At 70.3% G+C, this 13,524-nt stretch carries 11 protein-coding genes; 1 reads left to right on the top strand and 10 read right to left on the bottom strand.

Features of this window, described 5'->3' with window-relative positions; translation table 11 throughout:
* Positions 1-64: 64 nt before the first annotated feature.
* Both G4Z16_RS11300 and G4Z16_RS11305 read right to left on the bottom strand, forming a co-directional pair.
* Positions 65-946: a class I SAM-dependent methyltransferase gene (locus G4Z16_RS11300; RefSeq protein ID WP_246530795.1), complete on the bottom strand. Its 882-nt coding sequence runs from the start codon at positions 944-946 to the stop codon at positions 65-67.
* 27 nt (positions 947-973) lie between these two features.
* Entirely contained in the window at positions 974-1,915 is a 942-nt protein-coding gene (locus tag G4Z16_RS11305; RefSeq protein ID WP_197350694.1) for a LysR family transcriptional regulator, read from the bottom strand.
* Positions 1,916-2,005: 90 nt separating this feature from the next.
* Here G4Z16_RS11305 and G4Z16_RS11310 point away from each other — a divergent pair, with 90 nt between their 5' ends.
* Positions 2,006-3,319: an MFS transporter gene (locus G4Z16_RS11310; RefSeq protein ID WP_197350695.1), complete on the top strand. Its 1,314-nt coding sequence runs from the start codon at positions 2,006-2,008 to the stop codon at positions 3,317-3,319.
* A gap of 19 nt (positions 3,320-3,338) precedes the next feature.
* On the opposite strand, the gene G4Z16_RS11315 is transcribed toward G4Z16_RS11310, so the two are convergent.
* The 8 genes from G4Z16_RS11315 to G4Z16_RS11350 all read right to left on the bottom strand — a co-directional run bounded on the left by G4Z16_RS11315 (position 3,339) and on the right by G4Z16_RS11350 (position 13,417).
* Positions 3,339-3,929 (bottom strand): Uma2 family endonuclease, encoded by a 591-nt coding sequence (locus G4Z16_RS11315; protein ID WP_197350696.1) that lies wholly within the window; start codon positions 3,927-3,929, stop codon positions 3,339-3,341.
* Positions 3,930-4,065: 136 nt separating this feature from the next.
* Positions 4,066-5,346, bottom strand: coding sequence for a thymidine phosphorylase (locus tag G4Z16_RS11320; RefSeq protein WP_197354372.1), 1,281 nt, complete (start codon positions 5,344-5,346; stop codon positions 4,066-4,068).
* Between the two features lie 93 nt (positions 5,347-5,439).
* Positions 5,440-5,853, bottom strand: a complete 414-nt coding sequence (locus G4Z16_RS11325; protein ID WP_197350697.1) for a cytidine deaminase — start codon at positions 5,851-5,853, stop codon at positions 5,440-5,442.
* A complete protein-coding gene (locus G4Z16_RS11330; protein ID WP_246530796.1) occupies positions 5,850-7,220 on the bottom strand; it encodes an ABC transporter permease in 1,371 nt (456 codons plus the stop codon). Before G4Z16_RS11330 ends, G4Z16_RS11325 begins: the two co-directional genes overlap by 4 nt.
* Positions 7,217-8,329, bottom strand: a complete 1,113-nt coding sequence (locus tag G4Z16_RS11335; RefSeq protein WP_197350698.1) for an ABC transporter permease — start codon at positions 8,327-8,329, stop codon at positions 7,217-7,219. The genes G4Z16_RS11330 and G4Z16_RS11335 overlap by 4 nt, the downstream gene beginning before the upstream one ends.
* Positions 8,326-9,906: an ABC transporter ATP-binding protein gene (locus G4Z16_RS11340; protein WP_246531271.1), complete on the bottom strand. Its 1,581-nt coding sequence runs from the start codon at positions 9,904-9,906 to the stop codon at positions 8,326-8,328. The genes G4Z16_RS11335 and G4Z16_RS11340 overlap by 4 nt, the downstream gene beginning before the upstream one ends.
* 278 nt (positions 9,907-10,184) lie before the next feature.
* Positions 10,185-11,216, bottom strand: coding sequence for a BMP family lipoprotein (locus G4Z16_RS11345; RefSeq protein ID WP_197350699.1), 1,032 nt, complete (start codon positions 11,214-11,216; stop codon positions 10,185-10,187).
* A 917-nt stretch (positions 11,217-12,133) separates the two neighbouring features.
* Entirely contained in the window at positions 12,134-13,417 is a 1,284-nt protein-coding gene (locus G4Z16_RS11350; RefSeq protein ID WP_197350700.1) for an amidohydrolase, read from the bottom strand.
* Positions 13,418-13,524 lie beyond the last annotated feature (107 nt).

The raw sequence follows: 13,524 nt of genomic DNA on the forward strand, positions 1-13,524 counted from the left end.
CCGGCCCTGACGACGGTGCAGTCGGGACCGCCGGCAGCCCGGCCGTATCCGCCGGGCCACCGCCTCAGCGGCGCCCCGCGTGGACCGTGGTGGCCGTCAGATAGAAGGCGTCCGAGCGGTGCAGGATGCCCGTGGGCGCCTCGTCGTCGAGGAGCGCGTTCAGGACGCTCGTGTCGTCGGGCGTGAGCCACTCCCCCAAGGTGTCGCGGGAGCGCTGCAGCCTGTCGTACAGGTGGCCGCGGGCCCCGGCCTCCAGTGGTGCGGGGAGGTCGGTGAGGAAGGTGCGGGTGCCGGCGGGGACCAGGCCCGCGCGGGCGAGCATCGCGGGCCAGTCCTCGACGCAGGGGGTGTGGCCCGGCAGGGCCTCCCGCATGGCGGTGTAGCGCTCCTCGTTCGCCGCCTCAAGGCGGGCCAGAAGGCCGGGCCGGCCCATGCCGATGTCGCGCGGCAGGAAACGGGGCGAGAGGCCGCGTTCGACGACGACGAGCAGACCCCCGGGACGCACCGATCCGGCCAGCGCGTCCAGCGCCGCCTGCTGGTCGCCGATGTGGTGGATGACGTTGCTCGTCCAGATGAGGTCCGCGTCGCCCAGAGCCCCGAATTCGTCGGGGAGCTGGGCCTCCTGCGTGGTCACGTTCCCGGCGACGTCCTCCCGTGCCGCGCGGTCACGGGCACGCTCCAGCAGGCCCGGTTCGCCGTCGACGGCGACGACTTCGGCCTGCGGAAACGTCCGTGCCAGCAGCGCCGTGAAGACCCCGGGCCCGCAGCCGACGTCCAGCAGGCGGTCGGCCGTGTCGGGCCCGCAGCCGCCCTCGAGGAGCAGGCCGCGCAGCCACGCGAGAGCCTCCTCGACGAAGGGGATACGCAGTTCGGCTTCTCTTTCGAGCTCGTCGGCCATGGCGTCCCAGTCGATGTCGTCGTGCTCGTGACCGGCATGTGTGTGCACGTGGTCCTCCTCGTCCGTACGGGATCCTCACCCCGCGAGCAGCCTGTCGCGTCGGCTGAGCAGAAAGCTCTTGAACGCGGCGACAGGCGGCGTGTCGGGCCGCCCCGCGAGCCAGGCGACGCCGATCTCGCGTACCGCGCGCGGCGCGGTGACGGCCAGTTCGCGGACGCCGGGGCGCGGCACGGGCGGCGGGGGCAGCAGGGCGACGCCGAGTCCGGCCGCGACGAGCCCGCGGATCGTCTCCGGCTCCTCGCCCTCGAACGCGATCCGCGGCGTGAACCCGGCCTCCGCGCAGAGGGATTCGAGGATGCGGCGCATCCCGTACCCGCGCTCCAGCGTCACGAAGGGCTCGTCGGACGCCTCTGCGAGACGGACGCGGCGACGGGAGGCGAGCCGGTGGTCGTCGGGTACGACGAGCCGCAGCCGCTGTTCGGCGAGGCGCCGGGCGACCAGGTCGGGGGCGTCGGGCACGGGAGAGGTGAGGCACAGGTCGAGGTCCCCGGCCCGCAGCCGCTCCAGCATGGCCTCGCCGTAGTTCTGCACGAGGGCGAAGCGGACGCGTGGATGGTCGGCGCGGAATGCCCGGATCAGGACCGGGACGGTCTCCCAGCCGAGCGTGTGCAGGAACCCGAAGGCGACCTTGCCCTTTCCGGGGTCGGCGTCGGCGCGTACGGACTCGGCTGCCTGCTCGACGGCGGTAAGGGCCCGCTCGGCGGAGGCGAGGAAGGTGCGGCCGGCGGGGGTGAGGGAGACGGTGCGGCCACGCCGGGCGAAGAGGGCCACGCCGAGGTCGTCCTCGAGGCGGGTGATGGCACGGCTCAGCGTGGACTGGGGAACGCCGAGTTCATTCGCGGCGCGCGTGACGTGCTCGTGGCGTGCCACGGCCGCGAACTGCGCGAGGCGCGGGGTGAGCGACGCACCCCAGTCGGATGTGACAGGGATGTCTTTTTCGTTGCGTGCCGGTGACATACCTTCCTCAGCTGTACTGATGCGTGAGAGGAACGGTCATGGAAGTTCTGTGCATTGGACGCATCAATGAGTGAATCGTAGCGTCGAAGCATGCCCTCCGCCGATACCGAGGCGTCCGCCACCGCGGGCGCCGCCGACGCCAGTCCTCCCGAGTCCACCACCACCTCCGTGTCCCGCGACGACGACGCCACCAAGCTGAGCCCGGGCGACCCGGGCCACGGCAGGATGCGCCTCGCGCTGTTCGCCGCGGGCCTCGCGACGTTCGCCCTGCTGTACTCAACGCAGGCGCTGCTCCCGGAGATCTCGCGCGATCTCCACGCCGACCCCGGCTCGGCGAGCTGGACGGTCTCGGGCGCGACGATCGGCCTCGCGCTGGCGGTGCTGCCACTGGCCGCCCTCTCGGAACGATTCGGGCGGCGCCGCATGCTGACCGTGTCGATGTCGGTGGCCGTCGCGCTGGCTCTCGCGGTGCCGCTCGCACCCGATCTGGGGACGCTGATCGCGCTGCGCACCCTGCAGGGAGCAGCGATCGCGGGCGTACCGGCCTCGGCCATGGCCTATCTCGCCGACGAGGTACGCGGCAAGTATCTGGTGGGCGCGACGGGGCTGTTCGTCGCCGGGAACAGCGTCGGAGGCATGAGCGGCCGCATCCTCAGCGGATGGGTCACCGAAGCCTGGGGGTGGCGCATCGGGCTCGCGTCGGTGGCCGTCGCCTCGCTGCTGTGCGTGGCGGCCTTCCGGCTGCTGGCGCCGCGTGCCCGACACTTCCGCCCGAGCCCGCTGAACGCGCGCGCCCTGACCCGTACCGTCTCGGCCCATCTGAGCAATCCGCTGCTGGTGCGGCTGTACGCGATCGGCCTGCTGTTCATGGTCGTCTTCGGCGGCGTCTACACGGTGATCGGCTACCGGCTGGTGGCCGAGCCCTTCGGGCTCTCGCAGGGGCTGATTGGTTCCGTCTTCGCCATCTACCTGGTGGGTACGGCGACCTCCGCCACGGCGGGCAAGCTCAACGCCCGGCTGGGGCGGCGCGGCATGATCTACGCGGGCATCGTCACGGCGTCGTCCGGGCTGCTGCTGAGCCTCCTGGACAACCTCGTCGCGGTCGCAGCCGGGCTGGTCCTGATCACGGCGGGCTTCTTCGCCGGGCACGCGGTGGCCTCCGGCTCCGTCAGCCACACGGCGACGGAGGGGCGCGCGCAGGCCTCGGCGCTCTACCAGATGGCCTACTACACCGGCAGTTCGCTCGGCGGCGCGCTCGGTGCCGCTGCGTTCGCCGGGGGCGGCTGGGGTGCGACGGTCGCGCTCACGCTCGGCGCGATGGCCCTCGCGGCAGGCGTCACGTACTACGGCACGCGCAGCGCCGCCGCCGTCCGCCGTCGCCGCCTCATCGAAGCGCGGTCCTGACGGGGGCACCTCGCCCCACTCACGCCTCCGGGAAGTCCGCCGTGTCCAGGGTGAGTTCGAAGGGTGCGGGCAGGTGGATGTCCTCGCCGGTCTTGACCGCTGTGTGCACGCGGTAGACGTCGCCGACGGGTTCTCCGTAGAGGGTCACGGTCGGACCGCCGGGGGCGTGGGCGTCCACGAGCAGGTACAGCGGGACGCCCGCCTGCGCGTATCCGGCGGGTTTGACGATGCGGTCGTGACCGACGTTGGAGGGCGAGGTGATCTCGACGATCAGCTCGGCCGCGGCGGCGGGGATGTAGTTGCCGGGTTCGTGCAGCACGGCTTCGGGGGCTACGACCAGGTCCGGGATGTAGAGGCCGCTCCGGGAGGGAACGGCGACGCCCAGGGTCTGGTAGATGCCCCAGTCTTCCGGGATGACGGCTGTGAGGCGGCGCTGGATCTTCCAGGCAATGCTGTTGTGGCTGTTGGCGGGCGGCGGCGACACGGTGACGATCCCCTCGATGATCTCCACCTTGGTGCCCTCGGGCCCGTCCGTCTGCTCCCACATCCGGACCAGGTCGTCCCACTCCTGGCCTCCGGCCGGACCGTGGTCGAGGGTGAGTGCGCTCATGGCGGTCTCCTTCTCGGTACGTCACCGACTCCAGCATGCCGAAAGGGACGAGCACGGCGCTACTGATCGCCATCACCCGAAAGGGAACGTCACAGGCCGTCCGCGCCTCGCCGAGGCACCGCGCACCGCCCCGGAGTCACTCCCCCACGCGCTCCAGCACGATCGGCGTGACCGCGAACTCGGTGCCCTCCGGGGCGATGTCGTACGAACCCGCCAGGGCCTCCAGCGCGTACTGGAACTTCTCCGGGGTGTCCGAGTGCAGGGTCATCAGCGGCCGGCCGGCCGTGACCGGGTCGCCCGGCTTGGCGTGGAGCTCGATGCCCGCGCCCGCCTGCACGGGGTCCTCCTTGCGGGCGCGGCCGGCGCCCAGACGCCAGGCGGCGAGGCCCACGGCGTAGGCGTCGAGCCGCGTGAGGATCCCGGACGACGGCACCATGACGGGCTGCTTCTCGCGTGCCGAGGGGAGGGTCGCGTCCGGGTCGCCGCCCTGCGCGGAGATCATGCGGCGCCAGTGGTCCATGGCGCTGCCGTCGGCGAGCGCCTTCGCCGGGTCCGCGTCGGGCAGACCGGCGGCTGCGAGCATCTCGCGGGCCAGGGCGAGGGTGAGTTCGACCACGTCGGCGGGGCCGCCGCCCGCCAGCACCTCCACGGATTCGCGCACTTCGAGGGCGTTGCCGACGGTGGCGCCCAGCGGGGTGTCCATGTCGGTGATCAGCGCCCGGGTCCGCAGGCCGTGGTCGTTCCCCAACTCGACCATGGTGGATGCCAGTTCACGCGCGTCGTCCAGCGTCTTCATGAAGGCGCCGGAGCCGGTCTTCACATCGAGCACCAGCGAACCGGTGCCCTCGGCGATCTTCTTGCTCATGATGGAGCTGGCGATCAGCGGGATCGACTCCACGGTGCCGGTGACGTCGCGCAGCGAGTACAGCTTCCTGTCCGCGGGGGCCAGGCCCGCGCCGGCCGCGCAGACGACCGCCCCGGCATCTTCCAGGACGCGGAGCATCTCCTCGTTGCTCAGCGAGGCCCGCCAGCCGGGGATCGACTCCAGCTTGTCGAGGGTGCCCCCGGAGTGGCCGAGTCCGCGGCCCGAAAGCTGCGGCACCGCCGCACCGCAGGCCGCGACCAGGGGGGCCAGCGGCAGCGTGATCTTGTCGCCGACGCCGCCCGTGGAGTGCTTGTCGGCGGTGGGCCGCCGCAGGCCGGAGAAGTCCATCCGCTCGCCGGACTCGATCATCGCCCCGGTCCAGCGCGCGATCTCAGGGCGCGACATGCCGTTGAGCAGGATCGCCATCGCCAGCGCCGCCATCTGCTCGTCGGCGACCTCGCCGCGCGTGTAGGCGTCGATCACCCAGTCGATCTGCTCGGGGGTGAGCCTGCCCCGGTCGCGCTTCTTACGGATGACGGAGATGACGTCCATGGACATTGAGGGGAAGTCTCCTTCACACAAAGGGACCGGACAGAGAGGAAACAGAGGAGAAAAGGCCGCAGAGCGGGCGCGCGGCCGGCCCGGTCAGCGTTTCAGATCCGCCGGACCGAACGCGTCCGGCAGCAGGTCGGCCAGTGTGCGGATGCCGCCCGCGGTCTCCATCAGCAGCTGCGGTCCCCCGTGTTCCCACAGCAGCTGACGGCAGCGCCCGCACGGCATCAGCAGATCACCGTGCTTGTCGACGCAGGTGAACGCGGTGAGCCGACCCCCGCCCGAGGCGATCAGCGAGGAGACCAGGCCGCACTCGGCGCACAGCGCCATGCCGAAGGCCGCGTTCTCCACGTTGCAGCCGGACACGGTGCGGCCGTCGTCGGCCAGTGCCGCCGCGCCGACGGGGAACCCCGAATAGGGGGCGTAGGCCCGGGTCATCGCCTCCCGGGCCGTTTCCCGCAGCCCCGCCCAGTCGACATCCGCGGAGCCGACCGGGGCGGTCGTCATGTGCCTTGCCCCCGGCGGTAGGACTTGCCGATGGCCTTGGGTGGACGCAGCCGCTGCGCGGCGAGCGAGAGCACCAGAAGGGTGGTGATGTACGGGCTCATCTCGACGAACTCCAGGGGGACGGTGTCCGTCATCAGATACCACACCAGCAGACCCACAGCGATCACGCCACTGATCGCGGCCTGCACCATGCCTCCCTTGCGCAGCTTCCACAGCGCGAGCGCCGCGAGCATCACGGCGACGAGGAGCAGCAGCGCATGCACCGTCGGGCCGCCGGCGCGCAGCTGGAGCGCGTCCATGAAGCCGAAGAGGCCGGCGCCCATGGCGACGCCTCCCGGACGCCAGTTGCCGAAGATCATGGTGGCGAGGCCGATGTAGCCGCGGCCGCCGGTCTGCTGGTCCTGGTAGATGTGCACGCCGATCGCGAGGAACGCACCGCCGAGCCCGGCGAGCGCGCCGGAGACGGTGACCGCCGCGTACTTGTACCTGAGCACGTTGACACCGAGGGTCTCGGCGGCGATGGGGCTCTCACCGCACGAGCGCAGCCGCAGCCCGAACGAGGAGCGCCACAGCGCGAAGAAGCTCCCGGCGAAGAGCGCGACGGCGAGCACGGTCAGCCAGGAGACGTTGCTGACGAACGAGCCGAGGATGCCCGCGAGGTCGGAGACGAGGAACCAGTGGTGTTTCTCGACGGCCTGCAAGCCGTCGGCGAGTCCCGGCACCGTGAACGTCGGCATGTCCTCCATCGGCGGCGACTGCTTGTCGTTGCCGCCCGCGTCGGCGGCGGCGCTGCCCTCCGCGCCGAACCACAGCTTGGCGAGGAACTGCACGACGCCGAGCGCCAGGATGTTCACGGCGACACCGGAGACGATGTGGTCGACGCCGAAGGTGACGGTGGCGATCGCATGGACCAGGCCGCCGAGCGCGCCGCCCACGATGCCGGCCAGCGCCGCCATCCAGGGCCCCTGCTGCCAGCCGATCCAGCCGGCGGCGAAGGTCCCGAGCATCATCATGCCTTCGAGGCCGATGTTGATGACGCCCGCACGCTCCGACCACAGACCGCCCAGCCCCGCGAGGCCGATGGGGACGGCCGCGGCGAGCGCACTGGAGTACTGGCCGCTGGAGGTGACCTGGTCCGAGCCGGTGATGATGCGCAGCAGCGAGAGGGCGACGAGTGCCCCGGCGATGATCAGCAGGACGACGGGGTACGAGAGCTTGCGGCGTGCGCCGTCCGGCCTGCGGGCGGCGGAGGTGCCGTTGCCGCCACCGGGCCTCTTCCCGTTGCCGTTGCCCTTGCCGTTCGCGCCGCTCTCACCGTGGGTTCCGGTGCCGTTCCCGCCGGCCTTGGCAGTGATGTTCGTGCTCACGCGGACACCTCCGCCTTCTTCTTCTCGCTCTTACGGGCCTGGGCGGCCAGCTGCTCGCCGACCTGACGTTGCTGCCTGCTGAGCCCGTAGCGGCGTACGACCTCGTAGGCGATGACGACGCACAGGACGATGACGCCCTGCATCACGCCGACGATCTCCTGGGCGTACTCCTCGAACTCCAGCTGCGTGCCCGTGCGTTCGAGGAAGCCCCACAGCAGGGCGCCGAGCGCCATGCCCACCGGGTGGTTGCGTCCCAGCAGGGCGATCGCGATGCCCGTGAACCCGATGCCCGCGGGGAAGTCGGTGCCGTAGTTGTACGAGGCGTTGAGCAGCGTCGGCATGCCGACCAGGCCGGCGACGATGCCCGAGAGCACCATCGAGGTGACCACCATCCGCTTGACGCTCACGCCGCTCGCGGAGGCCGCGGATTCGGAACGGCCCACCGCGCGCAGGTCGAAGCCGAACCGTGTGCGGCCGAGAACGAACCAGTAAGCGAGGCCGACGAGTACGGCGACGACGACCGTGCCGTAGATCGGGTCCGGGTCGGTCGGGATGGTAAAGAAGTGGCTGGATGCCGGGATGTCAGGGGTGTGGAAGAGGTTGCCGTCCTTCTCCGCGAGCCTGCCGTCCTGGAGGAAGAAGCCGATGGTGGAGGCGGCGATGAAGTTCAGCATGATCGTGGTGACGACCTCGTGGATACCCCGAGTGATCTTCAACAGCCCCGCGATGCTGGACCAGAGCCCGCCGACCACCATCGCGACGATGATGACGATCGGGATCTGGAGGATTCCGGGGAGCGTCAGCGAGCCGCCGACGACCGCGGCGAAGAAGGCCGCGATGCGGTACTGGCCGTCGACGCCGATGTTGAAGAGGTTCATCCGGAAGCCGATCGCGACGGCTACGGCTGAAAGGTAGTACGGGATCGCCTTGTTGATGATCCAGACCTGGCTGTCGCTCTTCGAGCCGAAGTCGATCATCACGTAGAACGCGTAGAACGGGTCCTTGCCGGTCGTCAGGATGACGCCGGAAGTGATCACGAGCGCCGCGACGATGGCGAGCAGCGGGGCGGCGAGCGCCAGGATCAGCCGCTCCTTGTCGAGCTTCTTCACCGCTCAGCACCCCCTTCCCGCTGTCCCGGAACGGCGTCCTGCACCGAGTCCTGAACGTCCCCGTCGTCGGAGCCTTCGAGATGGCCGCTGGCGGCGCCGGTCATGGCGGAGCCCAACTCCTCCGGAGTGATGGTGGCGGGGTCGGCGTCCGCGACGAGGCGGCCGCGGTACATCACGCGCAAAGTGTCGGAGAGCCCGATCAGCTCGTCCAGGTCGGCGGAGATCAGCAGCACGGCCAGGCCCTCGCGTCGTGCCTCACGTATCTGGTCCCAGATCTGCGCCTGTGCGCCGACGTCGACACCCCGCGTGGGGTGTGCGGCGATGAGCAGCTTGGGATGGTGGCTCATCTCCCGCCCGACGATCAGCTTCTGCTGGTTGCCGCCGGAGAGCGAGGCCGCGGTGACCTCGATGCCCGGCGTGCGGACGTCGTAGTCGGCGACGATGCGGGCGGTGTCCGCCCTCGCCCCCGCGATGTCGAGCAACTGGCCCTTGCTGTTGGGCGCTTCGGTGACGTGCCCGAGCATGCGGTTCTCCCAGAGGGTGCCCTCCAGGAGCAGTCCGTGCCGGTGCCGGTCCTCGGGGATGTAGCCGATGCCGCCCTCGCGCCGCTCACGCGTGGAGCGCGCCGTGACGTCCTTGCCGTCGAGGGTGACGGTGCCGGCGTCGAGCGCGCGCATGCCCATGACGGCTTCGACGAGTTCGGCCTGGCCGTTGCCCTCGACGCCCGCGACGCCCAGGACTTCGCCCTTGTGGATGGTGAACGTGATGTCGTCCAGCACCTCACGCACCGGACCGTCGGCGTCGTCAGCGCACAGCCGCAGCCCGTCGACCGTCAGCATCGACGCGGTCGTCACCGTCGACTCGCGGGTCTCGGGCGAGGGCAGTTCGCTGCCCACCATCAGCTCGGCGAGCTGCTTCGGCGTTGTCTGCTCCGGCTTCACGGACGCGACGGTCGTGCCGCGCCTGACGACCGTGATGTCGTCGGCGACGGAGAGCACCTCTCCCAGCTTGTGCGAGATGAACAGCACCGTGAGGCCCTCGGCCTTCAGCTCCCGCAGGTTCTCGAAGAGAGCGTCGACCTCCTGCGGGACGAGCACCGCCGTGGGCTCGTCGAGGATCAGGGTCCGCGCACCGCGGTAGAGGACCTTGAGGATCTCCACGCGCTGCCGGTCGGCGACGCCCAGGTCCTCGACGAGCACGTCGGGGCGGATGCCCAGCCGGTACGCGTCCGACAGCTCCTTGATCTTCTGACGGGCGCGGGTGCCGATCCCGTGCAGGCCCTCGGCGCCCAGCACGGTGTTCTCGAGCACCGTGAGGTTGTCGGCCAGCATGAAGTGCTGGTGCACCATGCCGATTCCGCGCTCGATGGCGTCGCCGGGGGTCGCGAACGAGACCTGTTCGCCGTCGACGGCGATGGTGCCCTCGTCCGGCTTCTGCATGCCGTAGAGGATCTTCATCAGGGTCGACTTGCCGGCGCCGTTCTCACCGACGAGGGCATGCACCGTGCCACGGCGGACGGTGAAGTCGATGTCGTGATTGGCCACGACGCCCGGGAACCGCTTGGTGATGCCGCGCAGTTCGACGGCGGGCCGGGAGGCCGAGCCGTTCTCTGTGCCCGCCGCGTCTGCGGCCGCCGGGGGGCTGCTGCTGGACGTTGAGATGACGCACTCTCCTGAAACGCTGCAGTTCAGTGGAGGGTTCGAGCCCGTACGGGCAGGGGCGGGACGGTCACGGGCGCATCCACAGGCAGCCGCTGCCTGTGGATACGCCCGATCCCGGAATCCGTACCGCCTCCCGTTCCGTGCACGGGAGTTGCGGCCGGCCCGCCGTCACTCGCAGCGGACCGGCAGCAGGGTCACGGGGTGTCCTTGACCTTGATCTTGCCGTCGATGATTTCCTTCTTGGCCTTGTCGATGTCGCTCTGGATGTCATCGATGAAGCCCCCGGAGGTGGCCAGCGAGACGCCGTCCTCCTTCAGGTCGAAGGCGGTGGTGCCCTTCATGGGCTTCTTGTCCTCGACGCTCTTGATCAGGTCGTAGACGGCGACGTCCACGTTCTTGACGGCGGAGGTGAGGATCGCGTCCTTGTACTTCGACAGACCGGGCTGGGTGTACTGGTCGGAGTCCACTCCGATCGCCCAGGCACCCTTCTGCTTGCTGATCTCCTCGATCGAGCCGACACCGGACTGGCCCGCGGCGGAGTAGATCACGTCGTTGCCGGACTCGAGCATGCCCTTGGCCTTGTCCTTGGCGGCCGCCGGGTCGTTGAAGCCCTTGGTGTTCGTCGGGTACAGGTACTGCGAAGTGACCTTGACCTTCGGGTCGGTCTCCTTCACGCCCTGCTCGAAGCCCGCCTGGAACTTCTGGATCAGCGCGTTGTTGACGCCGCCGATGAAGCCGACCTCCTTGGTCTTGGTCTTCTTCGCCGCGGCGACGCCCGCGAGGTAGGACGCCTCGTGCTCGGCGAAGACGAGACCGGCGACGTTCTTCCCCTCCGACGGGGAGTCGACGACACCGAAGGTGGTCTTCGGGAACTTCTTGGCGACCTTGTTGATCGACTTGCCGTAGTCGAAGCCGACGCCGATGACCGGGTTGAACCCGGCCTCCGCGAGCGAGGTTATGCGCTGCTCGCGGTCCGCCTCGGTCTCGTCGTTGCTGGCAGTCATCTCCTTGAACTTGACGCCCAAGTCCTTCTTGGCCTTGTCGACGCCACGCGCCGCCGCCTGGTTGAAGGAGTGGTCGTCACGGCCGCCGACGTCGAAGGCCAGGCCGACTCCCTTGTCCTTCTTGCCGGCGGAATCTGTAGAACTCTCACCGCACGCGGTGGCGGTCAGGGCGAGGGCCGCGGTAGCGGTGACCGCGGCTGCAAGCTTGGTTACCCTGCGCAAGAGGACGTCCCCTTCGGCTCTTGGAAGCGCCTCTTCCGGCGCTGGCTTCCGGCACAGATTAACGCGCGTAGATTTCACGTAAAGACCTGCCGGAATGCTGTTATCGGATCGGTGCCAAGGGGGCTGCGCCCCCGGTCAGCAACGGTGCGGTGCGTGGGGCTGGCCGGGGCTCGCCATCGGTCCGTGCGTGGTGGCGGGGGCGTGCCGCGTCGCTGGGGCTTCCCGGTGTGCACTGTCGGTTCGTCTTGGGTGGCGGGGGCGTGCCGCTCCGGGGGGCATGTCCGGGCGGCATGATTTACGGCCGACCACTGGGAACCAGATTGCGAGGTTCGCATCGGCCACAAATCACGTTTAAGCCCGGCCCAAGCCCCCCTGCGCGTCCCGCCCCCTCCGCGTCGTTCAGCGACTCTCCCCCGGTGGGACCAGATCCGTAGCCTCCCCTCCGGCCCGGGCCCGGCCAACGTCGTTATCGGCGAACCAGCCCCCATGGCAGACGAGTTGCACCATCGCGACTCGGCGAGCGGCTGGAGGAGGCCACCGGCCGGAAGCCGCGGTGGGCGGTCGGCCCATCGGACGACGGCGTACCGGTACGAGAGGAGCAGCCGCGAGACGGCAGGAGGGTGTGGGTCGTGGAGGGGGATGGTTCCGGGGCCATTGGGGTCTCCCCAGCGAAGCGTGGGGAAGTGATTTGTGCCGATGCAGAGCTCACGAACTGGTTCCGTTGGTCGGCCGTAAATCATGCCGCCCCGGGGCCACCCCCGGAACGGCCCGCACCCGCCACCACGCACAAACCCGAGGCGCACACCGGCAAGCCCCCGCAGGGACCCGCACCCGGCACCCACAACGAAGGTTCGCCTCCGGTCCGCACAACGGACCGGAGGCGAACCGTGTGGCGGCAAGCACCAGGCGCGAGCCGCTTACGCCGGGGGTGGGGTGTCCAGGAGGGCTGCCGCCGTGAAGAGTTCGACGCCGACCGTGATCGCCGCCTCGTCCACGTCGAAGTCGCCCTGGTGAAGGTCCCGCGGGTGCCGGTCCCCGGGGGGCCGGACGCCGAGGCGGGCCATCGCGCCGGGGACATGCTCCAGGTACCAGGAGAAGTCCTCGCCGCCCAGGCTCTGTTCGGTGTCCTCGACCGTGGGCGAGCCGCGCCGCGCCGTCATCGCCGTACGCAACAGCTCAGTCGTGCCTGCCTCGTTGACGACCGGTGGCACACCCCGCACGTACGTGATCTCCGACTTGGCGCGGTGCAGCGTGGCCGTCTCGTCGATGGCGGCGTGCACGAGGTCGGGCGCGTCCCGCCAGGCTGCGAGGTCCAGGCAGCGCAGGGTGCCGGAGAGCTCCGCCCGCTGCGGCACGACGTTGCAGGCGTGGCCGGATTCGATCCGTCCCCACGTGAGGGCCATGCCGGCGCGGGCATCCACGCGGCGGGAGAGCAGCGCGGGCACCTCGGTGACGAGCTTCGCGGCCGCCGTGACCAGGTCGGTGGTCAGATGTGGCCGCGCGGTGTGGCCGCCGGGCCCGCTGAGGCTCACCTCGACGCGGTCGCACGCGGAGGTGATGGGGCCGGGGCGCAGCCCGATACGGCCGGCGTCGACGCGCGGGTCGCAGTGGACGGCGAGGATCCGGCCGACGCCGTCGAGCGCCCCGCCGTCGATCGCGTCGGTGGCCCCGCCCGGCAGGACTTCCTCGGCGGGCTGGAACAGGAGCCGTACGGAACGCGTCAGGTGGCCCGCGCGGGCCAGTTCCGCGAGGACGAACCCCGCGCCGAGCACGACGGTGGTGTGCACGTCGTGGCCGCAGGCGTGCGCGCGGTCGGGGACTGTCGACCGGTACGGGACGGACTTGGTGTCCGGGATCGGGAGCGCGTCGATGTCCGCGCGCAGCGCCAGCATCGGGCGGACGCCGTCCCATCGCTCGGCGAGGCCGGGGTGGATGTCGCAGATGAGGCCGGTGCCCATCGGCAGGGTCCGGGGCCGCAGACCGGCCTGCTCCAGGCGGGCCTTGATCGCGGCCGTCGTGCGGAACTCCTGGTTGCCGAGTTCCGGGTGCATGTGCAGGTCGCGCCGGAACGCGACGAGTTCCTCGCGAAGCTCGTCGGAAAGTCTGCCGGGCAGCTCGGGCACCACGCCCAGCAGGGCTGCTTCGACTGCTGCTTCGCCGGTCGGGTCCACCTCCGGCTCGGGGGACAGGACTCTGTTCATATCCGCAGGGTAGGCGTTTTCAGGCCACCGCATGCAGCCGATGTCGGAAAGTTCAGCCCCTCAGGGGACAAAAATTTTTGAGGATGGCGATTATGTCCTGATGGAGG

It is taken from the genome of Streptomyces bathyalis (assembly GCF_015910445.1).
In the GTDB taxonomy this organism is placed as follows: domain Bacteria; phylum Actinomycetota; class Actinomycetes; order Streptomycetales; family Streptomycetaceae; genus Streptomyces; species Streptomyces bathyalis.